The sequence below is a fragment of the Bilifractor sp. LCP19S3_H10 genome, from assembly GCF_052119185.1.
Lineage (GTDB): Bacteria > Bacillota > Clostridia > Lachnospirales > Lachnospiraceae > Bilifractor.
On sequence record NZ_JBQKFT010000011.1, the window covers coordinates 1 to 23,146 of the forward strand.

The window sequence follows — 23,146 nt, forward strand, 5'->3', positions numbered from 1 at the left end:
GCGGGGTCGGGACTTTCACCCTTTGGAACGTGCGCCCGCCGGGCGCACCAACGAGATAAAACACGCTGCGCGAGTTTTATCTCGCTATCGCGACGCTCGCCGCACACGAATACTTCGCATTCGGCTGCGGCTCACTGTTCGCGTAATTAAACAGCGCTCTTCCCGGCAAAGAAAGAATGTTCTGCTATGGCTGCATCAATTGCAGGTCACAGCGCTTTTATCATGAGTTCCGACACGGAATGCAAAAAGGCCGCCACACGAAATGGGTCCGGAAGAGATCTCTCTCCGCATTTCGCGTGGCAGCCCCTGCAATCCATAAGCTATACGCCTGTTATTTCATGACATAAATTCATAAGCTATGCGCCTGTTATTTCATGACATAGTTATAAGAAAGGGTCTTGGCAAGCTCAACCTCATATTCAGACAGAGACTTCTTCATCGCAAGTGCTTCATTGATATCGAAATCGACAAACTGTCCGTTCTTGTATGCGACAACTCTCTTGGTCTTTCCACTGATCAGCAGATCCACCGCGTATGCCCCCATAATGGTAGCGTACATTCTGTCCTTGCAGCTCGGACTTCCTCCACGCTGCATATGGCCGAGGATGGTGGCACGTGTGCCGATTCCGGTAGCTGCCTCAATCCGCTTTGCCATAGCCTGTGAATGGCCGATACCCTCTGCGTTGATGATGATGTGGTGCTTTTTGCCCTTTTTACGGGTCTCAATGATGTGATTGATGATCGTCTGCTCGTCATAATCGTATTTCTCCGGCAGAAGAACATCCTCCGCTCCGGATGCGATTCCGCACCAGAGTGCAATATATCCGGCATTTCTTCCCATTACCTCAATGATCGAACATCTCTCATGAGAAGTCGAGGTATCACGTACCTTATCAATGGCTTCCATTGCCGTATTTACTGCAGTATCGAAACCGATCGTGTACTCTGTGCAGGCAATATCCAGGTCGATGGTTCCCGGAACGCCGATGGCATTGATCCCTTTATCCGCAAGCTTCTGGGCTCCCGCAAACGAACCGTCGCCGCCTACAACAACCAGTCCGTCAATCCCGTATTTATTGCATGTGGCAACCGCCTTGTCGATTCCCTCGTCGGTGCGCATCTCTGCACAGCGCGCGGAATACAGAATTGTTCCGCCCTTTCCGATAATATCAGAAACGTCCTTGGCATTCAGGTCAACAATTTCTTCGTTGATCAGTCCTTCATACCCTTTCAGGATTCCCTTAACCTTAAGTCCCTTGCCGATCGCACGACGGGTAGCCGCACGAACCGCCGCGTTCATGCCCGGCGCGTCACCGCCACTGGTAAGGATACCTATTGTTTTGACTTTACTTTCTGCCATTATCGTTCCTCCGATTCTACACATTAGATGTATTCGATGTATCAGAATAACTGTAATTCCTGATTTCCGGGCTGCCCTTACGTCCCTGTTCCGGCGATAGACCGGAAAAAGGCCAATGTCTGCCCAAGCATGTTATATTTTAATGCAAATTCTATTGCATTTCAATGCGCTTTTCAACAACTTTCACGTTGTCACCGCCGAATTTTTGCTTCAAAGTGACGAGAACACCTCCGGCGTCTTCCGCGTCTGTAAAACAGTTCAGCCGCTTCATGGCGCGCTCCTTCTCCAGATAGACGATGATCCGGTCCGTTCCGGGGAAAGGCGCGGCAATATCCCGGATATCCTTCTCCGCCTGTTCAAAGGCATCTCTGTCCGGAAAGCGAATCCAGATCTCGGCCGGAACCTCGGAAAAGGGAATCACTCTTTCCAGAATGAGCTTGCTTGGCCGGTCTTCTTCCACAGAAACCCTGCCGCGGATGAACACCTTTGCGTCAGTATCAATCATACCTGAATACTGCTCATAACTTTTTGGAAATACGATGATTTCCATTGTGCCGAGAAGATCTTCCAGCGTCAGAAACGCCATCGTCTGATTTGTTTTAGTGTATTTGATCGTCTTGGAAGTGATCATACCGCCTACCGTAACCCGGTTTCCGTCTCCGACCTTCGGGATCCCGCTCTCTTCGTCCGGAAGGAAGTCCGTTGTTACCGCTGTGATGTTCTTTCTCCACTTTTCCTCATACTTCTCCAGAGGATGACCGCTGATATAGATCCCGGTCACCTCCTTCTCAAAGGCAAGTTTTTCCTCTTTGTTAAATTCTCCGACATCGGGCAGACGTATCTCAAACTGTTTTCCGGCCTCCTCGCCCATGAAATCAAAGAGCGTCATCTGGCCGGCCATGTTATTCTTCTTGTCCTGGCTGACCTGATCCAGGATCAGACTGTACACCTGCATATACTGCCTGCGGGTACCGCCAAAGCAGTCAAAGGCTCCTGCCTTGATGAAATTTTCCAGCGTCCGCTTGTTGACTTCTCTGCCGGAGAGCCTCTCGCAGAAGTCTCTCAGGCTCTTGAACGGACCGTTCAGCGCCCGTTCCGCTTCTATCGCCTCCATGACCGGGCGTCCGATTCCCTTCACGGCCGAAAGGGCATAGCGGATCTTTCCGCCTTCCACCGAGAACGAGCTCTCGCTCCGGTTAATATCCGGAGGGAGAATTTCAATTCCCATCTTCCTGCAGTGCAGCATATATTCTGAACATTTTCCCGCGTTGTCGATGACCGAAGTCATCAGCGCAGCCATAAACTCGACAGGATAGTAGCATTTCAGCCACGCTGTCTGAAAGGTCACAACCGCGTAACATGCGGCGTGGCTTTTATTGAACGCGTACCGGGCAAAATCGATCATCTCATCATAGATTTTATTTGCCGTCTGTTCATCGATTCCGTTGCGGATGCAGCCCGGTATATTTTTCTCCTCGCTGCCGTAGACAAAATTCTGGCGTTCCTCCTCCATGACATGCATTTTCTTCTTTGACATTGCCCGCCGCAGCAGGTCAGCGCTTCCGTAGGAATAGCCGGCGAGCTCGCGGACGATGTTGATGACCTGTTCCTGATAGATAATGCATCCATAGGTGGACTTCAGGATCGGCTCAAGCTGTGGGGTGTCATACCGTACCAGTTCCGGGTGTTTTTTTCCTTTGATATAGTCAGGAATAAAGTCCATAGGTCCCGGGCGATAAAGCGCCACACCCGCGACGATGTCCTCCAGAGAGGTGGGCTTCAGTTCCTTCATGAAGCTCGTCATTCCTGCGGACTCCAGCTGGAACACCCCCTCGCACCGTCCCTCTCCGATCATCTTCATTACCTTCGGGTCATTATAATCAACCTTTCGCAGATCAATTTTCAGTCCGGTTCTTCTCTCCGCCATATTTGTGGCATCCTGAATCACCGTCAGCGTCCGGAGTCCGAGAAAGTCCATTTTGAGAAGACCCAGCTCCTCCAGCTCCGTCATATTATACTGTGTTGTTATGGTGCCATCCGCCGCTCTCTGGAGCGGTACAAACTCGTCTACCGGTCTGGATGAAATGACCACACCCGCAGCATGCATGGAGGTGTGCCTTGGCAGTCCCTCCAGCTTTCTCGCCATATCAATCAGATGATGTACCTGTTCGTCAGAGTCGTATGCCCTCTTCAGATCCGGATTCATCGTCAGTGCCTTGTCAATCGTGATGTTTAACTCATTCGGTATCATCTTCGCGGTGGCATCACAGAGCGCATAGGGCAGGTCCATAACGCGTCCGACGTCCCGGATCGCATTTCGGGCTGCCATCGTACCAAAGGTCACGATCTGAACCACCCGGTCCTTATGGTATTTTCTTACGACGTAATCAATGACTTCCTGTCTCTGTTCAAACCCGAAATCCACGTCAATATCCGGCATGGATACCCTCTCCGGATTCAGGAAACGTTCAAAAAGCAGACTGTACTTCAGCGGGTCCAGTTCCGTGATTCCCATCGTGTAGGATACCATGCTTCCCGCAGCACTTCCTCTTCCAGGGCCGACAGGAATGTTGTGCTCCTTTGCGAAATGAACATAGTCCCAGACGATCAGAAAATAATCGACGTACCCCATGGTACGGATTGTATTCAGCTCATATTCCAGGCGGTCGCGGATTTCCTGCGTGACCGGATGGTAGAGCCGTTCCGCGCCGTCATAGCACAGCTTCTGAAGATAAGTCCATGAAGTAAAGCCCTCCGGCACCTCGTATTTCGGAAGCTTCAGCTCATGAAAGCGGATCTCGACCTGGCATCTGTCTGCAATCTTCTGGGTATTGTCAAGCGCCTGCCTGGCATAGGGAAACAGAGCTGCCATCTCCTCCTCGGACTTCACATAATACTGCCCGCCCTCATATCGCAGACGGTTTTCATCGCTGACCTTTTTCCCAGTCTGAATACACAGAAGAATGTCATGGGCATCGGCATCCTCCGCTCTTGTGTAATGACAGTCATTCGTACACACAAGTTCAATGCCCGTTTCCTCACTCATCCGCAGCAGCTGTGGATTTACGATTCTCTGCGCGGGAATTCCATGATCCTGCAGTTCAAGAAAAAAATTGCCTCTTCCGAAAATATCCTCATACCGGAGAGCTGCGGCTTTCGCCTCCTCGTAACGGTTTCTTGCAAGGTTGGAAGCAACCTCTCCCGCCAGACAGGCAGAAAGCGCGATGATCCCTTCGTGATATTTTCTGAGAAGCTCCAGGTCGACTCTCGGCTTATAATAAAAGCCCTCTGTAAAGCCCCGGCTGGTAATTTTCATCAGATTGTGATATCCCTGCAAGTTCTCCGCCAGCAGGATCAGATGATAATAGCGGTTCTCACCAGCAGCGGGTTCCCGGTCAAACCTTGACCCGGGCGCTACATAAACCTCACACCCGAGGATAGGCTTTATTCCCTGGGCCATGCACTCCTTGTAGAACTGAATACAGCCGTACATCACCCCGTGGTCCGTAATCGCAGCGGCATTCATGCCGAGCTCCTTTACCCGGGCGACATAATCCCGGATCTTGTTCGATCCGTCCAGCAGGCTGTATTCCGTATGAACATGCAGATGTACAAAACTCATTCTGATCACTCTTTCAGATAAATCTGTCCGTCATCGAGCCGTATTTTTCTCTCCTTCAGGAGATGACCAACCGCGCGCTTGAATGCAGCCTTTGAGATTCCAAAGCGGCTGTTGATCAGTTCAGGATCCGCTTTGTCATCAAACGGAAGAACGCCTCCCTCCTCGCGGATGGCTTCTTCGATCCTCTCTGCGTCCGTATCCATCTGAAGATAAGCCTTCTGCTTGGTCGTGACAGTCAGTTTTCCGTCCTCCCGGATCTGTGTGATCCGAACCTTCAGTATCTCTCCCGGCCGGAATTCTCCCTGTGCGTCTTTTTTCGGGATGAGAGCAGAATATTTGTCATCTACGGCAACAAAAACGCCGAAGTTTTTGCTCTGTTCATATACCCTTCCCTGCACCACATCGCCGACACTGTACGGGGAATCCGTATGAAGATAGTGATAGACCTTCATTGTCGCGCAAAGGCGCCCGCTCTTGTCAATATAGAGAGCGACCAGAACATCCTCATTTTTCTCAACCTTGCAGGTCTGTTCATGGAAGGGGAGCAGAAGATCCTTTTCCAGCCCCCAGTCAAGAAACGCTCCGATGCGCGTTGTATCCTTCACCCTGAGAACCGCAGTCTCCCCGAGTTCTAGCTTTGGTGTGTTTGTCGTTGCAATCAGCCGGTCACTCGAATCCCGATACAAAAATACCTCGACAGGGGTGCCAATCTCCGCTCCAGCCGGCACCTGTCTGGCAGGCAGGAGCACCTGCTGCTCCTTTCCAGCCTTCGGGTCATCGGAGAGATATACTCCGAAGTCCTGTCTCTTCAGCACTCTCAGCACCTGTTTTTTTCCTAATTCTAACATGTTGTTCCGTCCTTTCTGTAACCGAAGCCTGTAATCATGCGGCAATAACTTTCACATTCCGGGAAACCGGAGACCGGTTTCATTACTCCGAAAATTCAGAGATGAAGTATTTCTCTCCCTGTTCATCATTAAACTGTACATAAAAGCTGCTGTCCCGTTTTCCCACAATTGGGACAATGACATCGCCTTCCATAACCTGGCGAATCCATTCGACGCGAAGGTGATGAACCTCAAATCCGACAGGAAGAAATCTCCTTGAGAGGCGCACGTACTGTGCATTGTTCATGTGCCCGTTTACATCAAGATGTTCTTCACGGATTATGATTTTCTTCTCTTCCTCCCCGTTTTCGGGCATCCGGATCTTTCGTCTGCCCAGATCCTCCGGAATCTTCCACGACGGATCGAACCCGTATCCCTCGATCTGCTCTGCGGGAATCACCTCCGGTGTTCCCGTCTTCATATTCATAAATACCCAGTCCGAGGTTGCAAGAACCAGTGTCTCGCCATTCGCGCTTTCCATTGAGAAGTCACGGGACGCCATGAGACTCCGAAATCCGTGAGACCAGGTTCCTACCCGGATCTTCTCGTTGAAAGCGGCATATCGGTAGATATGTGCCTGCATGTCCACGATCACCCACGCATGATCCTGCTTTCGGTTATGAGCAATGCCAATCCCTGCGTCCTCACCATGAAAGGTTGCAGTGTCCTGAAAATAATTCAGGATCGTATAGGGAGTCATGCGTTGATTTTCGTCTACTTCACTGAAGCGGACTCTTCCTTCATAATAATATTTCATTGTTTTCTTCCTTTCATGGTATTCGCGTCGTTGCATGCATTCGCATCCGGTCTCTTACGCGCGCTTCGCGGCAGGCGACCCGTCTGCGTTTTCGAAGAGCTTATAATAAAAAAAGGCGATTACATCACATGGATGTAATCGCTTCTTACTGGGCTACCTGGATTCGAACCAGGAAAATGACGGAGTCAGAGTCCGTTGCCTTACCATTTGGCGATAGCCCAATGACTTGTGCATTGCCTTGCAACATGTGATATTCTATCAGACATTCCCGGGAAATGCAAGGGGAAATTTGATATTTTTTATATTCGTATTTTTTTCTGCGAACACCATATTGTTCATGAATTCTTTCAGGCACTTTTCTGTTTTCTCCGAAAATAAAGCAGGAGAAAGCAGGTCACACAAGCAGCTGCTTCCGCAGCCAGACAGGATGCGGGAACAGATCCATGGAAAGTCTTTCGTATCAGACGGTCTCCGAACACAGCCCAGGCGTTGACGCTCATATGTGCCGCAACGGCAGCACGGAGGTCGCCGCTCCTTTCATAGACAAAAGCCAGAAGAAAGCCAAGCAGGAATGCGTAGAGAAATTGAATCACATTTCCATGATAGATACCGAAACATAAAGCAGAGAGCAGGATTCCTTTCCTCATACCGGCATAGTACGCCGCGCGGCGAAACAGCATGCCGCGGAAAATCATCTCTTCCGCCGCCGGTCCGAGAATCACTGTTCCGAGGATCAGCAGCAGCAGATTCTGGTTTTCGAAGGCAGGTGCGGCGTTCTGCGTGTAACCCGTGAAAACCCGTTCCAGACCGCTTCCCGTGATCAGGCTGCTCCAAACATGACCGGCAAAGGTAACACACAGACAGCCACACACCATCTGCCATGCCTTCCACCCGCCGTCCCGCATCGGAAAGCGCATGGAGTCCACCCGGTAATTGTTCTTCTGCAGAAGAAGCGTGAGGCCGAATGCTGCGATGCTGATCCACATCGGGAGTGTCCGGACCCTGTCATAGATCTTCTCCGGATCATACTCTCCGACGATCAGCCCCGTCACAAGCAGAAGGACGACCGTAACCGCCGCCATGCACAGCCAGATAAAGACCAGCGGAAAAACCACATCCCAGATTTTCTGTCTCATTGTCATTTTCTTATCTCCGCAGCAGGACGTTTAAAGGCTCTACGTTTAAAGGACTCTGTTGGTCAGAAGAGCCTCCGCCATCTCCTCTGGCGTATCAAAAACCAGATCCGCCCCCGCTCTCTTCAGTTCCTGTCTTCCGCCGTATCCATAGGCCGCACCGACAGCCAGAAGCTTCTCTGCTCTCGCGCCCTCAATATCATATTTCCGGTCTCCGACCATGCATGCCGCATTTCTTCTTCCCGAGAAGCCAGTCCTGTCCAGCACCCGCTGGATCAGGCAGGCCTTGGAGATCGTCCCCTCCTCCCCGCTCAGAGATATCCCGCTCACACAATCGAAGTACCTTAGAAATCCGCAGTCGTCAGCGATTTCCCTCGCAAACTTTTCGGGCTTTGAGGTTGCCATTCCGATCCGCCATTTTCCTTCCTTCAGAGAGCACAGCAGATCTCCGATCCCGGGATATACTGTGTACTCAAGCTTACCGATCGATTCATACCGCTCCCGGAACAGACGGACTGCCTGAGCACACTCAGATTCATTCATACCCATCTGCGCAAAGCTTTCATTCAGAGGCGGACCGACAAAGAATCCAAGTTCTTCCGCCTCCCGGTGCTGCCATCCCATCTGATCCAGCGCATACTGGGCGCTCCTTGTGATTCCGAGCCCCGTATCTGTAAGTGTGCCGTCAAAATCGAAGACGATCAGACGCTCCATTTTCTCCTCTCCTCCCACGAACACATTTTCATCCATTTCCGATTTCCGGTCACTGACCGCATCGGACCTGTTGTGTTCTTCCGGATCTTCAGGTTTCCTCACATCTCCTCCGGGGCACTGAAACCGAGGACATCGATTGCATCCTCCAGTACCCTCTGAACAGTCTTCAGAAGAAGCAGCCAGGATTTCTTCTGCCCCTCATTCTCCTCGGTCAGAATCCGGGTCTCATGATAGAAGCTGTTGAAATTATTGGATAGCTCGTAAATATAGGCGCAGAGACGATGCGGCGCTTTTTCCTCAAAGGCACCGGTAAGCGCCTCGTTATATCGCGACAGCTGAAGCATCAGTTTCTTCTCAATGTCACTTGCGGCGTTCAGGATTTTCGCGTCTTCCAGACTTCCGCCCTCCGCTTTGAACTTATTCAGGATGGATTTGATTCTCACGATCGTATACAGGATATACGGCCCGGTATTGCCTTCAAAAGAAGTAAAACGATCGACGTCAAACACATAATCCTTGGACGCCTGATTTGAGAGATCTCCGTACTTGATGGCAGAAAGTCCTACAATCTTCGCGGTTTCCTCTGCGTCCTTATCCTTGACGCTCTTATTCTCCACGATCTTCCGGAACATTTCCCGGTCGATATCCGCGATCAGAGTCTCCAGACGCATTACACCGCCCTCTCTGGTCTTGAACGGCTTTCCGTCCTTCCCGTTCATGGTTCCGAAGCCGAGAAATGTCAGTTTTGTCTCCGGTTTTACAAGACCCGTCTTCCGTGCGCAGCGGAAGGTCTGGATAAAGTGCATCTCCTGACGCTTGTCCACCACATATAGGATCTCATCCGGATCAAAATCCTGCATACGCTCGACAATCGTAGCCAGATCAGTAGTTGTGTAAAGCGCTGCTCCATCGGATTTCAGGATCATGCAGGGCGGAACCTCCTTCTGGTCTTTTTCCTCCCTGACATCCACGATCAGCGCGCCCTGATCCTCGTAGGCGTATCCCTTGTCCTTCATCATCTGAACCATGTCCGGGATATAGGCCTGTGCATCCGACTCTCCCTTCCACAGATCAAAATGGACATCCAGTTTTTCGTAGTTTTTCTTCAGATCGGTGACGGAAACGGAAATGATATGTCTCCAGAGAGCCCGGTATCCCCTCCTGCCGCTCTGAAGTTCCGCCGTCGCCTGAAGGGCCTTATTCTTGTAGGCGTCATCTTCCTTCGATTTTTTGCTTGCCGTCGGATAAATCTCCTCCAGCTCGCTGATGGTAAATGGCGCCTCCTCCGGATATTCTCCGGTATAGGAGTCATCGAAATAGGGCAGCTCCGGTTTTCTTTCCTGAAGCTCAGTGATGATCAGTCCCATCTGAAGTCCCCAGTCTCCGAGATGAACATCACCGATCATGTGATGGCCAAGCCGACGGCCCATGCGCCGGATACTTTCTCCGATGATTGCGGAACGCAGATGTCCGACATGAAGAGGTTTCGCGACATTGGGGCCGCCGTAGTCAATGACGATTGTCTCCGGGTCTGCCGTCTTTTCGACGGAGAGTTCCTGATCCTCCGCCATTTTCTGAACGTATTCCGCAAGGGATTTCCGGTTCAGCGTGATGTTAATAAAGCCCGGCATAACGGCTTCCGCCTTCTCGATCAGTTCAGAATCCTGAAGATACGCCACAACATCTCCGGCGATCTGTATCGGTGCCTTTTTGTACTGTTTTTTAGCTGCCATTGCTCCGTTACACTGATACTCACAGAGATCCGGGCGGTTTGAGACAGTGACCCGGGCAAATCCGGCATCATATCCCGCCCTTTCAAAGGCTTCTGCTACTACTTCACTGATTTCTTCGATTACTTTCTTCATTTTGCTTTTTCCTTCTTGGGTTCTTCACCGGAGGAACGCTGTTCCGTTCGCTGCTGCAATTCCTTCAGTTCATCCCTGTATTTTTTGAAATGTTCATAGCAATACTGGATGATGGCCTTTCGGGTGATAATCCCGATAAAGACGTTTTCGTCATCGACCACAGGTACAAAATTCTGACGCATCGATGTCTGAATCAGATCCTCGATATCGCAGTTGATATTGACCGGGTCCATCTTCCATCTCCGCGGAACGGAGGAAAGACGGATCTCCTCGGCGTCCCTGAGGCTGAGATCATACCTGTCCTTGATGATGCGCAGCAGATCTCCCTCTGTCAGCGTACCGATGTATCGTCCCCTTTCATCGAGAATCGGAATCGCCGTATACTTGTGGTATTCCATCTTCTCGATTGCCTGCCGCAGGGAACAGTCCGCACTGATGTACGCGCATTCCGCTTTTGGCGTGATAAAAAACAAGATATTCATATAATTTTACCTGCCCCGAATTCTGCAAAGCCGTTCAAACGACGTCCGTGCTCCCAAAAGGATATTTCCTTCCGTCCCGCTCTGCAGATATTGCCAGACTGTGTTTTCGATGTCCTTCGTGCACAGACCGGATCTAATATAGTATAATGGAAACAACGATAAGTTTCAAGACAAGGGATTTTGCATGTAAAGGAGGATTTCTCATGACACCGAAGGAACTAAATTACCGCCATCTCGGCGAGAGCATGATCAAAAAATTTGAAAAACGGAATATCGAAGCCTTCTACACCGCGACACGGGAGGAGGCAAGAGCAAAGGTACTGGAGCTGATACCGGAGGGATCCTCGGTGACTTACGGCGGATCCGCGACACTAAATGAATGCGGAATCCTTGACGCAGTCAGAACCGGCAATTACTCTTTTATCGAGAGGACAGATGCAAGAACACCTGAAGAAAAGCGTGAAATGATGGCGCGGCAGATGATGGCCGACTATTTTCTGATGAGCACCAACGCCTTCACGAAGGACGGAGAGCTTGTAAATATCGACGGGAACGGCAACCGGGTCTGCTTTCTGATTCAGGGGCCAGCTCATGTCATTGTTGTCACGGGAATGAACAAGCTTGCCTTTGATATTCCCGAGGCTTTCCAGCGTATACACAACTGTGCCACCCCGCCGAACTGTGTCCGTCTCGGCTGCAAGACGCCCTGCTCCGTGACCGGAACCTGCGGAAACTGCCTCAGTCCGGAAACCATCTGCTGCCAGGAAGTCATCACCCGCTACAGCAAACATCCGGGCAGGATCAAGGTTGTAATGGTAGGCGAGGACCTCGGCTTCTGACATAGCCCGGAGGTCCTGCCTAATCGCTGCCGTTCACGCAGTAATTCCGCAGCTTATACAAATGGCGTGCGTCGGCAGCGATCAGGACCGGTTTCGCGAGTTCACGGAGTAATGCCGCAGCTTGTACCATTGGCGGCGCCGTCACTCTCTTCGAAGCGCGTCGATCGGATTCAGGTTCGCAGCCTTGATCGAGGGAAGCAGCCCGAAAAGGATGCCGATAGCCATCGAAAATCCGACGCCGATGAATATCGACGGGATGCTGATTGCCGCCGGGGTTCCGGATGATCTGGAAATCACTTCCGCGAGAACGATTCCCACAATGACTCCCAGAATGCCTCCCATACTCGTCAGGACAACGGATTCTGTGAGAAACTGTGCCAGAATACGGCGTTTTCTAGCTCCGAGTGCCTTCTTGAGCCCGATCTCACCTGTTCTCTCTGTCACGGACACGAGCATGATATTCATTACGCCGATTCCGCCGACCAGAAGGGCGATGCTGGCGATCCAGATCAGAAGGTTGTTGGTGCTTGCTGCAAGCTCCTGCTTGTTCTTCGCCTTTTCCAGCAGATCCTCTGCCTTATATCGGATCGCGCTGCCGCTTTCATCCTTACCTCCTGTATCTGAGGCACTGACGGATTCATTCATGATATCCTGAACCTCTTTCCCGACATTACTCATATCCTCCGTCCGGACGGCCTTCACGACACAATTTTGCGGTTCGTCATAACTGTAACTGATCGGCCAGTCCGCGTCGGGGATCATAACCCTTCCATATTCCTCCTCTGCATAGGTCAGATAATCCTGAAAGGAATCATAGTTTGGCCGCGTCTTCTGTATTTTTCTCACAAGCCCCACCACCGTGTACGGTTCTCCCTTTATGCTGAGGATGTTCCCAAGAGCATTGCCGGACGGATACAGAATGTTTGCAGCCGTTTCGTCCAGAAGCGCAACCTTGCGGAACTTCGTGTAGTCCGCATCCACAAACGGACGGCCGGAGTAAATCCGGTAACCGGTTGTGGAAAGATAATGTGTGTCGATACCGAGCATCTGTCCGCTGTCCAGCGTCTGGTCTCCGGCTGAAATACTGTCCGCATAACTTCTTGAGAGATAGAAGGATGCATCCGCAACATCGTCCAGTTCCCGGATTTCCTTCTTCTGTGCATCGGAAACAGGGACGACACCGTCAGGCAGACCGCCGTCCATCCAGTAGTCGCCCTCCCCCTGCTTCAAAGATACCGTTACATTATTGTTTCCGGCGCCGATCAGATTCTGCAGAATCTGTTTATTGGTTCCCTTGATGGTTGACACAATCCCTATGATCGAAGCGATTCCGATAATCACGCCAAGCATCGTCAGGAAGGACCTCATCTTATGTGCCCATATGCTTTGAAAGGAAAACTTCAGATTTTCTGCCATGTCTCCTCCTTGCTATTCATGGTTTGTTCTGTACCGAATGAATCATGAGTACAATTCATCAATCGTCCCTTCTCTCGTTTTTGCGCCTTCCCTGATATCTTTCCCGTAAGGAAAGGCCACCCAGTCAGACAGACTGACCCCGGATTTAATCTGATAGGATCCATTTTCATATGTGCCTGTCTTGATTTCTCTCTTCTCCAGCCGTTTGTCCTTGCCGCGAAGATATACGTATTTTTTTCCGTTTTCATCGAGAACAAAGGCGCCGTACAGGTAGAAGTCGGATTCTCCATTCGCCGTATTATCCGGTGTGATTCCCGACGAATCCATTGTGATCTGAACATATTCGCCATTCGTCAGAGCTGCATCGGCGCTGTCGATATAGGCGATGAACGGATATATGGAGTTGCTGCTGTCAGAGCCGTACATTCCGCTCGTATCCGGATACGAAGAGATGCTCTTTACCGTCGCCGGGTAGGTATTTCCCGACTGCCAGGAGGTTATCGTGACTTCCGTTCCCTCCTTTATCTGAGACAGACGGTTTTCGTAAACACCTCCCTTTACATACAGGCCGGACGCTCCCGCCAGCTGCAGAAACGGGCTGCCGTCAGTCGGAGGATTGTCCGGATCTCCGGCCGTCTTGATGATTCCGTTCATCTTCGCCTTTACGACACCATCTGTGACATCCTGCTGCGCTTTCTTCACCCTCAGATCCGATTCCTGCAGATCGAGCCTCAGGTCCGAAAGCTGACTTTCCTGATCCCGGATCGCCTGCTTCAGCTCATCTGCGCTATATTCCTCATCGGGGGAAATCAGCCCGCTGCTGCCTGAACCGCTGTCCGTTCCGGAATCCGATCCGAGGGATGCCCCGCTTTTATCTGCCGTCAGAATTCCGAAATCTCCATTCCCGACACACGCGGGTTTCTGTGAATACCCCGCCGTTTCTCCCGAAAAAACAGCATCGTCTGCATCGTCTCCGATCCGCATATAGCTTTTGCAGTCAGCAAAGACTCCCCGAAATGCGTTCATTTTGGAAGAAGCTGATGCAGGCACGGTGCCTCCGCTTTGTTCTGTATCCCCCGCAGCCTCTGCAGGAGATGGCTGTGGAGAAGTCCCGGGCTCTGACCCCTCACCTCCCTGCGGTGTAGGAGATGGTGTCGGGTCCGGCGGCGCGGTCGGCTCCTGAGTCGGTGCGGGCGTATCCTGAGACGGTGCGGGCGTATCCCGGGGATCATCTTCTTTCTGAAGCTCTGTCAGCGCCTGCAGAAGCTTCTCCCTCGTTTCTCTGTCCATTTTCTTCAGGATGTTATTCAGCTTTTCTTTATCCCCGCTCATTTTCTGCAGCGCAGCCGCAAGCTTGTCCGTATCACGGATTCCCTCCAGTGCCTTTGCGATCTGGTCTGCAGTCATAGCTGAAAGATCGGCAAAATCGGCATTTCCCGTAGCGGCATCTACCGTCACCGGGCTGTCCGGATCCAGCTTGCGGATATCCTGCATCCATGCGGAAACAGCATGATCATCCGCGTCAAGAATTTCCAGAACAATATAGCGTTGTTTCTGACCCGCCTTGTCTGCCATTTCCTGCTGCTTACGGATAAATCCGGTACCAATGGTAATCCTGCCTTCCTCGTCCGGCTCGCAGAGAAACAGATAGGGTTTTTCTGCTGTTCCGTCCGCGGTCATTTCATTCTTTGCTTCCGAATCAGCGGTCAGCTCCCTGTATTTCACAAGCTTCATCGGTTCTCTGTCATTCCCGCCCGGTTTTTCGTCTTTGTTCTGCCCCGGTTCTTTAATGTCATCCGGACCGTTATCAGGGACAATGTCTCCATCATCGATCGATGATGGATCCACCGGCACGAAATCGTCCGGCGGAATCACATTGCTGACCGGTTTCATCCGGCGCAGAGTATCAAGGTTTTTCTCCGCCACCTCAATATTCAGCCGGATCTGCTGGTTGTTCAATTTCTCCTGCTCCAGGTTCAGGCCTGTCTTTGTCGTATCATAAGCAAGGAGGATATCTCCTTCGCGAACCGCCTGTCCCTGCTTTACATACACATGCTTAATATCCTCCGTATCTGTTACGTAAATGTTCTGGCTGGCATCGGTTGTGACGACTCCCTGCATGGTCTGGCTGTCATACCCGTAGCCTCCGCTGAAATTCAGGTCAGAAGCATTGAAAACTGTGACAGTCCTCTGGCTGGTCGTCACCTGTACCGCGCGGAAGATTCCGTATCCGGCGCCTGCAGCAATCACGGATGCAAGGATAACAGATATTACTTTCTTAGCCTTCATTGCCCGGATCCCCTCCTTCCCCTGCATCGGTATGTCCGCTTTCCTTCCTTATTCTCTTTTCTTTTTGAAGCAGATTCTCTTCCTCAAGTACAGGAAGATCCTGATGTCCGGGAAGAGATAGAACGCCGTCACGGATCTCAACGAGTCTCTGTGCCCTTGCCGCGATTCCGGGATCATGCGTAATCATCAGAATACTGGATCCCTCCCGGTTTAGCTCCTGAAACAGATCCATGACCTGACTGCCGGATTTTGAATCCAGGGCACCGGTAGGCTCATCCGCAAGAATAATTTTCGGTCGGTTCGCAATCGCGCGCGCAATCGCGGTCCGCTGCTTCTGGCCACCGGAGAGTTGATTTGGCCGGAAATCCACCCGCTCCGACAGGCCAACCCGGGCCAGTGCCTCCTTCGCCAGCTCCCGTCTTTTTTTCTTTGGCAGGCCGGCATAAGTCAGTGGCAGTTCCACATTCTCCAGCGCGGTCATGTACGGCAGCAGCTGAAAGTTCTGAAATACAAACCCGATTTTTGCCAGCCGCAGGTCCGCGAGCTCATTATCCGAAAGTTTCGATACTTCGTTCCCGTCCAAAATCAGTGTCCCACTTGTCGGCTGATCCAGACAGCCGATCAGGTTCATCAGCGTAGATTTTCCGGATCCGGACGGTCCCATGACCGCCACGTATTCTCCCTCGTCCATCGAAAAATTCACATCCCTGAGAACCGGTACTTCAAGCTTTCCCTGAATATAATTTTTATAGATATGTCTGCATTCAAGGATCATTCCGGCACCTCCTCAGTCTGCGGCAACGGCGCCGCCGGCCGCCTGTCCGCCATCTGTGCTGTCAGCGTATCCTTCTGATCCGCCCTCCGATCCCTGCGCCGCTTCCTTCTGCGCCGCTGACATCTCCGGGTTATTGCTGCTCTCGGTCTCACGATATTCTGACGACGAAATCGTATCCTCGTAGTAGCTCCCGGAAATCACGTCATTTCCTGAGAGCGGAATCGAACTCGAGGACATCACGCCTTCCTTTCCGGATTCCGATGGCATCTCACTCATCGGGGCTGTTGCCATGCCCTCCTTCAGATCCGGAGATGGTATCGCCAGAGAATCCTCCATGGTAATTCCCTCTGTGATCTGCACCTCTCCGGTTGTATCATCGCTCTCTCCCAGCTTTACCTCACGCTTCTCCAGCTTTCCGTTCTTCCCTGCCGCCCATACGAAGGGATGTTTCGCATCAGACTGATCGACCATATACGAACCGATCCAGATTCCCTTGCTCTTATCCACATTGCTTCCGGTATCCGTCTGCATGTATACATGCTGTCCCAGCATGAGTCCCTCGCTGTTCTCGAGTTCCACGTAAAAAGGATAGTTTGTGCCTCCGGAAGACGATGCTCCGCTGTATGCATAGTCGTTATTGCTGCTGACGGTATTCTCGGTGTCAATCTTATTTATTGTTCCCTTCCAGGTTTTGCCCTCATCTACTCTGGAATGAACAATAACCGGCGTCCCCTCGGACAGCGTTCCGACGTTCTGTTCATTGACGGTACCCTTCACCCGGTAGTCTCCGGTTTTGATTATCGTGATATAGGAGGTATCCGTGCCGTCAGAAGAGTTTGATGTTCCATCATTGATGCTCTTTACCACACCGTCCATCTGGCTGGTCACCGTCGCGTGGTTGATGTTATCCTGCAGCTTCCGGATGTCCTGCTGCTTGCTCTGGATATCGAGCTGCTTCTGCTGCTGGGAGAGCTGCTGTTCCTGAATCCGGATGGTATAATCCGCCTGCTCCGATGCTGAAGCGGATGCCTTCTCCTTTGTCAGCTGACTGATTGTCTGCCCCATTGAGGTATACTCGTTATTCAGCCTCTGAAGATCGATATTGGCCTGCTCCAGATCCTGCTGGTATTTTGTCGTGTCATAGGTAAAAAGCACATCGCCCTTCTTCACCTCCTGTCCCACGGCAACCTTCAGGTCCTTCACCTCAGCGTCGGTGTTCTTATTCACGGACCATGTCTCCTGCGTCTCCACCGTACCAGCATAGTAGTTGTTCGTTCCGAGCGATCCGGTATCAGCAAGGTTTGACACCAGATCGACATACGCTGTCTCCCCTGTGTTCTCCGTTTTATTTTTCGCTGCATGCATGCGGATGACTCCGAATGTCAAAGCACCCGCAGCGGCAATAATCAGCACAAGAATGCCTGCTTTTTTCCTGTTCATAATGCTCCTTTCCCATGACAGCTGTCTGTCACCGTTCACAAATGCCTCCAAAAATCTCTGAGGTGCACTGAGCTGCAGAATTACCGGTTTATTGAGTCTCCTGATCCGATACTTTATTCCCTTCCAGAATCTTCAAAGCTTCATCGTCCGGAGTAAAGTAGACGGTTCTTTCGTACTGCTCGCTCTGATAGGCGGCCGACATGTACCACCAGGAGTCGTCCTCTGCGTCCGTATAATAACCGCGGATCTGTGTGACATGCTGAAGAAAATCTGAAATTTCATCAGGATCCGTCAGCAGATAACTGTTCTCTCCGCTCTGTACATCGACGGACAGGATGTCCGTGCTAATTTCTGTCTCGTCTCCAGATGAACCTTTCAACAGATTGATGCCGTGATTCTTCAGAAATTTCAATGTCCTGCCGTATTCCGGATAGAGATACAGCTCATATACATCCATCTGTCTGCCATCCATGGAAATCCCATCGGACCAGTCCTTCGGCGTGAACAAAAGGGTACCCACAGGCTCTTGCTTTTGAATCGCCGTGAGATCCGCTGCGTTGGAATCGTCTCTCAACGCCTGCATCAGGTCATGGATTTCCTCCTGGGACAGATCCGGTGTCGTCCCCGGGCCTTTCGCGATCTCCCACGGACAGATTTCAACGCTTTCAATCGCGGACGGATCCACATAATTGGCAGGATAATTATTCTTCCTCCAGGAAAAATCCGCCGAAAGCACGTTCTCTGCCTTCCGGAGTGCCTCATCCGACACCTGATACTGCCGGTATACAACGCCGCCGTTTTTCATATGGAACATGACACAGATATTTGGAACATACTCTGTCTCACCTGCCTGTTCCGCATTTTTCACGCCTTCTTCCGCCAGCGTATAGATGGACATAAAATCTCCGGTCTCCGTTTTCTTCAGCATGGCTGTGGCATTCTGACTCATATCCCAATAGCTGTACTCACCAAGAATACGGATTCCGTCACTGCATGGGATCATTGACATCGACAGGATCTGATCTGTTTCCGGAAGCCAGCTGTCATATCCAAAGGGATTTACGATCATGAGTGCGAGAAGCAGGGCTGTTCCGGCAAACTCCGCGGCAAGGGAGACCCAGTGTCTCGGGATACTCTTCAGATCTCTGCTGTAGATAAATTCGATGATGCCATTGATCAGAAAGACTCCGATCACAGAGAACACAACCCAGCTCACGCTGCTGCTGTCCGTGCTTCTCGAGAGCAGCGCTCCAAACACGATTCCGCCCGGAACGCTTACCAGAAGCTTTACACATGCCCCAAAGCCATGGTAGCAGAGAGAATTTTCCGCTGCCTCCGAACGTCTCCTTCTGTACAGAAGCAATCCGAGTATGACTGAAAAAATGAAGTATCCCGTCAGGAAAAGCCCCGGAAGAAGCAGAGAATGTACCCGATCCGGAAGCAGCGTTCCGAAAAGAGAGGACAGTCTGTCACTTCTCATCCACATCAGTGAGAACGGGGACAGAAGCCAGATCACATTGCCGCCTCTATCTGTATAGCTGCTGTATGTCACGAACTTTTCCAGAATCAGCGAACTGATCAGATAGAAGCATGTCGGCCCGTATCCCAGAAAAAATATTCCCGTCAGAAGTCCGGTCAGAAGTCTTCCGGTCAGAATCATCGCGAGGATACAGACCCCGTAAATTGCAGAAAACGCCAAGAGGAAGAACAGCGACGATCCCGCCACCGTCCGGAGCGTATCCCGGGTCAGAAGCCCGTAGACTCCCCCGAACAGGAAATATCCGCCGAACACATTTACGAGATATGGGACTGCCGCCGCAAGCCATCCTGCCGCAAACTTCACACAATACAGCTCATTGCGGGTAAGCGCGAGGCTGTGATAGAAATCAGTTCTCTCCTTTGAATCCAGATAATAAAACATCGTGCAGGCGCACAGAAGTGCGGCGACACTGACGGAAAGAATCGTAGGAATGTCACCCGATCCAAGGCTTGACTCAAGTGCCTTTATCCGGAGGGAACGGATCATCTCCGCATAGTTTTTCCCTTTCTCGGCATATAGATTGTTGATGTTCAGAACCAGATACAGACGCATCGGATATTCAAAAAACGCAATCACAGAGATCAGCACCGGGAGCCAGTAAGAGAGGCTGATCTCCTGCCGTATAAACCGAACGAGGCTGATTTTCCGATCGGGATTTCTTCTCCCGGCAGACGCCCGCATGGATTTCTGTTTATGAATGAATGCTTCGAACATCATATCCGGCCACCTCCGTTTCTGTAATAAAGATCTCCTCCAGTGTCAGCGGCAGATTCTCCGCGAAGATCGGATTCATTCTTTCAATGATATCCATGACATTCTGGTAAGATCCTCTGGCAACAATCGTGAGAATTGAGCCTCTCTTCTCACTCAGAATCACATCGAGACGTGATTTCAGCTCTTCTTCCATCAAAGGATCCCTCAGGACAACCTGCACCTTCTGCATGTTGAATTTCATGTCATCGAGGGCACTGGACAGGAGAAGCTTTCCATGATGTAAAAGTCCTACATGGTCGCAGATGTCTTCCATCTCCCGAAGATTATGCGAGGCAATCACGGGGACAAATTCCCGGTCCAGAATCTCCGAAGCCAGAAGTCCCTTGACTGCCTGACGGACGACAGGATCCATCCCGTCGAAGGTCTCGTCGCAGAGAAGGTATTTTGTACCGGAACAGATACCGAGAAACAGAGACAGCTGCTTCTTCATCCCTTTGGAAAATGCGTTGATTCTGCGTTTCTTGTCCATTCCGATTTTGCTGAGAAGCTCCAGGAACCGCTTTTCCTGAAAATCCGGATAAATGGTTTTCCAGATGCTGGTCATTGTGACCGGCGTTGCATTCACCGGGAAGTAGCTGAGATCCGGAATAAAGCAGATATCAGCCTTTGCCGCCGGATTGTCCCACACCGGAATACCGTCAATAAGGATTTCTCCTGTATCCTGCTTCAGCACTCCGGCGATCATGCGAAGCAGAGTACTCTTGCCTGAACCGTTCGTTCCTACCAGTCCGAAGACCTCTCCCTCATTAATAGCGGACGTAACCTCCTGGAGAGCCTGAACGTCCTGGAACTTCTTTGACACATTTATTAACTCGATCATTCCTGTCCCCCTCCAAAGATTTCATCGACAAGCCGGGTACAGCCTTCCCGGTCGACCCCAAGTTCTCTGCCTTCCTTCAGACATTCCTTCATCTTGTCCTTCCAGATATTTTGTTTTTGCTCCGCCAGAGAAGACGGATTGCCGGAAACGAAGTTTCCTCGTCCCTTCACCGTGTAAATGTAACCCTCTTTCTCCAGCACCGCATAGGCTTTCTGAATTGTATTCGGGTTAATCGACAACTCCTGCGCCAGCTGCCGCACGGAAGAAATCTTCTCATCCGGCGCCAGAACGCCCTTAATAATCAGCATCTCGTAGTAATCCGCGATCTGCTCATAGATCGGACGCCGATCCTGGTAGTCAATCGCAATCAAAGCTTTCCCTCCTTCCGCCTCAGAAAAGATCCCTGTATACGGTGTACTATATAACACAGTACACTCAATGTCAAGAAAAAGGCCGCTGGTCCGGCTCCGGTTTGCAGCCGGTGCGAATCCAGCGGTCTATGACTGTTCAATGATATGAGCGGTTCAGGGCGGGTATCTGCCAGAGCCAATGCCCGGCTTCCCGTCGGTTATTCTTCCGCGGGAATCTCCAGTCCCAGCTCATCCAACTGCTTCTGATCCACTCTGGAAGGTGCCTCAGTCATGAGATCGGATGCGTCCTTAACCTTCGGGAACGCAATAACATCGCGGATGGTATCCGCCTGCGCCATCAGCATGACGAGACGGTCAAGTCCGTATGCCAGACCTGCATGCGGCGGAACTCCGTACTTGAACGCAGTAAGCAGGAACTTGAAATTCTCCCATGCGCGTTCTTTCGTGAAGCCGAGAACCTCGAACATCTTTTCCTGAATGTCGTTCTGGTGAATCCGGACGGAGCCTCCGCCGATCTCATTGCCGTTCAGCGTGATATCATACGCCTTCGCGCGGACGGAACCCGGATCGGAATCGATCTTGTCCCAATCCTCCTCCATCGGCATGGTAAAGGGATGGTGCATCGCCATAAAGCGGTTCTCTTCATCAGACCACTCCAGAAGCGGGAATTCAACAATCCACAGGAAACGGAAATCATCCTTCCTGGTGAGCCCCAGCTCATCACGGAAATGCAGGCGAAGCTGTCCAAGCACATTCCACACAATCTTGTTGCGGTCCGCCGCAAAGAGCAGAAGGTCACCCTTTTCACCCTTCATTGCTTCAATCAGGGCAGCTTCCTGATCTTCCGTCATAAATTTCGCAAAGGAGGACTTCACGGTTCCATCGTCCTTCAGCTGAATATATGCCAAACCGCCTGCACCCATGCCCTTTGCCATCTCGGCCAGCTTGTCGATCTGCTTGCGGCCCATGTTGCCCTGTCCCTTGACATTGATGCCGCGAACCGAACCATCCTTCAACGACAGAGCGTTTTTAAATACCGCAAAGTCAAAGTCCTTTACAACCTCTGATACATCTACCAGTTCCAGGCCGAAGCGGACATCCGGCTTATCTGACCCAAAACGGTTCATCGCCTCAATCCAGGTCATTCTCGGGATCGGCGTGGGAACATCAACGTTCAGCGTCTTCTTGAACAGGTATTTCAGATATCTCTCGTTGACATCGATGACATCATCCACATCTACGAAGGACAGCTCCATATCGATCTGTGTGAACTCCGGCTGGCGGTCCGCACGAAGATCCTCATCCCGGAAGCATCTGGCGAGCTGAATATACCGGTCATACCCCGAGCACATCAGAAGCTGCTTAAACAGCTGCGGAGACTGCGGCAGCGCATAGAAACTTCCGGGGTGAATCCGGCTCGGAACGAGATAGTCACGGGCACCCTCAGGGGTACTCTTGCCAAGCATAGGCGTCTCGATCTCCATGAATCCCTCATCGTGGAAAAACTCACGTGTATAATAAGCCACATCGGAACGAAGCTTCATATTTCTCTGGAGATCCGGACGACGGAGGTCAAGGTAGCGATGAGCAAGACGGATTTCATCCTTCGTCTTGCTGTTCTCCTCGATCGGAAATGGCGGTGTCTCGGACTCTGCCAGAATTCTCAGGTAATTGACGAGAACCTCCATCGATCCGGTCGCAAGCTTCTCATTCACCGCTCCCTCACGTTTCCGGACGGTTCCCCTTACCGCAATTACAAATTCCGACCGGAGCTTTGTCGCCTTGCTGAAGCACTCCTCCTCGGTCTCCTTACTGTCAAAAATCAGCTGCATGATTCCGGAACGATCTCTGAGGTCCACGAAAATAATACCGCCCTTGTTGCGGCTCTTCTGTACCCAGCCCATCAGAGTCACTTCGCTGCCGATCATATCAGCAGTGACCTCCGCAGCTCTGCAGGTCCGTTTCATTCCCTTCATACTTTCCGCCATGGTTAATTGTCTCCTTATTTTCTTTTATATCAGATTCTATTCGCGTTTTCGCCGTGTTTCACACGGCTTCACGC

The 23,146-nt window shown here is 51.3% G+C and carries 17 protein-coding genes and 1 tRNA gene; 1 reads left to right on the forward strand and 17 read right to left on the reverse strand.

From position 1 onward, the window contains the following. Positions 1–367: 367 nt before the first annotated feature. The 9 genes from pfkA to ACTQZS_RS09615 form a co-directional block, all read right to left on the reverse strand. Positions 368–1,360 carry a 6-phosphofructokinase gene (gene pfkA, locus ACTQZS_RS09575; RefSeq protein WP_441101501.1) on the reverse strand — a complete coding sequence of 331 codons (993 nt, stop codon included), beginning with the start codon at positions 1,358–1,360 and terminating at the stop codon, positions 368–370. A 151-nt stretch (positions 1,361–1,511) separates the two neighbouring features. Then, positions 1,512–4,982: a DNA polymerase III subunit alpha gene (locus tag ACTQZS_RS09580; protein ID WP_441475603.1), complete on the reverse strand. Its 3,471-nt coding sequence runs from the start codon at positions 4,980–4,982 to the stop codon at positions 1,512–1,514. A 5-nt stretch (positions 4,983–4,987) separates the two neighbouring features. Then, positions 4,988–5,830 (reverse strand): CvfB family protein, encoded by an 843-nt coding sequence (locus ACTQZS_RS09585; RefSeq protein WP_441475604.1) that lies wholly within the window; start codon positions 5,828–5,830, stop codon positions 4,988–4,990. An 82-nt stretch (positions 5,831–5,912) separates the two neighbouring features. Then, positions 5,913–6,626, reverse strand: coding sequence for an acyl-[acyl-carrier-protein] thioesterase (locus ACTQZS_RS09590; RefSeq protein WP_441475605.1), 714 nt, complete (start codon positions 6,624–6,626; stop codon positions 5,913–5,915). A gap of 148 nt (positions 6,627–6,774) precedes the next feature. Continuing rightward, positions 6,775–6,847, reverse strand: a tRNA-Gln gene (locus ACTQZS_RS09595). Positions 6,848–6,973: 126 nt separating this feature from the next. Further along, positions 6,974–7,768: a CPBP family intramembrane glutamic endopeptidase gene (locus tag ACTQZS_RS09600; RefSeq protein WP_441475606.1), complete on the reverse strand. Its 795-nt coding sequence runs from the start codon at positions 7,766–7,768 to the stop codon at positions 6,974–6,976. A gap of 39 nt (positions 7,769–7,807) precedes the next feature. Further along, on the reverse strand, positions 7,808–8,575 hold the full coding sequence (locus ACTQZS_RS09605; protein ID WP_441475607.1) for an HAD hydrolase-like protein: 768 nt from the start codon (positions 8,573–8,575) through the stop codon (positions 7,808–7,810). Beyond that, positions 8,572–10,338 (reverse strand): arginine--tRNA ligase, encoded by a 1,767-nt coding sequence (argS, locus tag ACTQZS_RS09610; RefSeq protein ID WP_441475608.1) that lies wholly within the window; start codon positions 10,336–10,338, stop codon positions 8,572–8,574. Before argS ends, ACTQZS_RS09605 begins: the two co-directional genes overlap by 4 nt. Next, positions 10,335–10,820 (reverse strand): CBS domain-containing protein, encoded by a 486-nt coding sequence (locus ACTQZS_RS09615; protein WP_441098713.1) that lies wholly within the window; start codon positions 10,818–10,820, stop codon positions 10,335–10,337. Before ACTQZS_RS09615 ends, argS begins: the two co-directional genes overlap by 4 nt. Positions 10,821–11,023: 203 nt before the next feature. Between ACTQZS_RS09615 and ACTQZS_RS09620 the strand changes: the two genes are divergently transcribed. Then, positions 11,024–11,659 (forward strand): lactate utilization protein, encoded by a 636-nt coding sequence (locus ACTQZS_RS09620; RefSeq protein WP_441475609.1) that lies wholly within the window; start codon positions 11,024–11,026, stop codon positions 11,657–11,659. A gap of 141 nt (positions 11,660–11,800) precedes the next feature. Here the strand turns inward: ACTQZS_RS09620 and ACTQZS_RS09625 are convergent, their stop codons facing one another. The 8 genes from ACTQZS_RS09625 to aspS all read right to left on the reverse strand — a co-directional run bounded on the left by ACTQZS_RS09625 (position 11,801) and on the right by aspS (position 23,072). After that, positions 11,801–13,075 (reverse strand): ABC transporter permease, encoded by a 1,275-nt coding sequence (locus ACTQZS_RS09625; RefSeq protein WP_441475610.1) that lies wholly within the window; start codon positions 13,073–13,075, stop codon positions 11,801–11,803. A 42-nt stretch (positions 13,076–13,117) separates the two neighbouring features. After that, a complete protein-coding gene (locus ACTQZS_RS09630) occupies positions 13,118–15,364 on the reverse strand; it encodes a hypothetical protein (RefSeq protein WP_441475611.1) in 2,247 nt (748 codons plus the stop codon). Further along, positions 15,354–16,139: an ABC transporter ATP-binding protein gene (locus tag ACTQZS_RS09635; protein ID WP_441475612.1), complete on the reverse strand. Its 786-nt coding sequence runs from the start codon at positions 16,137–16,139 to the stop codon at positions 15,354–15,356. Before ACTQZS_RS09635 ends, ACTQZS_RS09630 begins: the two co-directional genes overlap by 11 nt. A gap of 12 nt (positions 16,140–16,151) precedes the next feature. Further along, positions 16,152–17,579, reverse strand: a complete 1,428-nt coding sequence (locus tag ACTQZS_RS09640; RefSeq protein WP_441475613.1) for an efflux RND transporter periplasmic adaptor subunit — start codon at positions 17,577–17,579, stop codon at positions 16,152–16,154. An 88-nt stretch (positions 17,580–17,667) separates the two neighbouring features. Further along, complete coding sequence (locus ACTQZS_RS09645) at positions 17,668–19,836, reverse strand: hypothetical protein (RefSeq protein ID WP_441475614.1); 2,169 nt, start codon at positions 19,834–19,836, stop codon at positions 17,668–17,670. After that, positions 19,811–20,713 carry an ATP-binding cassette domain-containing protein gene (locus ACTQZS_RS09650; RefSeq protein WP_441475615.1) on the reverse strand — a complete coding sequence of 301 codons (903 nt, stop codon included), beginning with the start codon at positions 20,711–20,713 and terminating at the stop codon, positions 19,811–19,813. The genes ACTQZS_RS09645 and ACTQZS_RS09650 overlap by 26 nt, the downstream gene beginning before the upstream one ends. Then, a complete protein-coding gene (locus tag ACTQZS_RS09655; protein WP_441475616.1) occupies positions 20,710–21,084 on the reverse strand; it encodes a GntR family transcriptional regulator in 375 nt (124 codons plus the stop codon). Before ACTQZS_RS09655 ends, ACTQZS_RS09650 begins: the two co-directional genes overlap by 4 nt. Positions 21,085–21,281: 197 nt before the next feature. Beyond that, the gene (gene aspS, locus ACTQZS_RS09660) at positions 21,282–23,072 is read right to left on the reverse strand and encodes an aspartate--tRNA ligase (RefSeq protein WP_441475617.1); all 1,791 of its coding nucleotides are present in this window, start codon (positions 23,070–23,072) and stop codon (positions 21,282–21,284) included. Between the last annotated feature and the right edge of the window lie 74 nt (positions 23,073–23,146).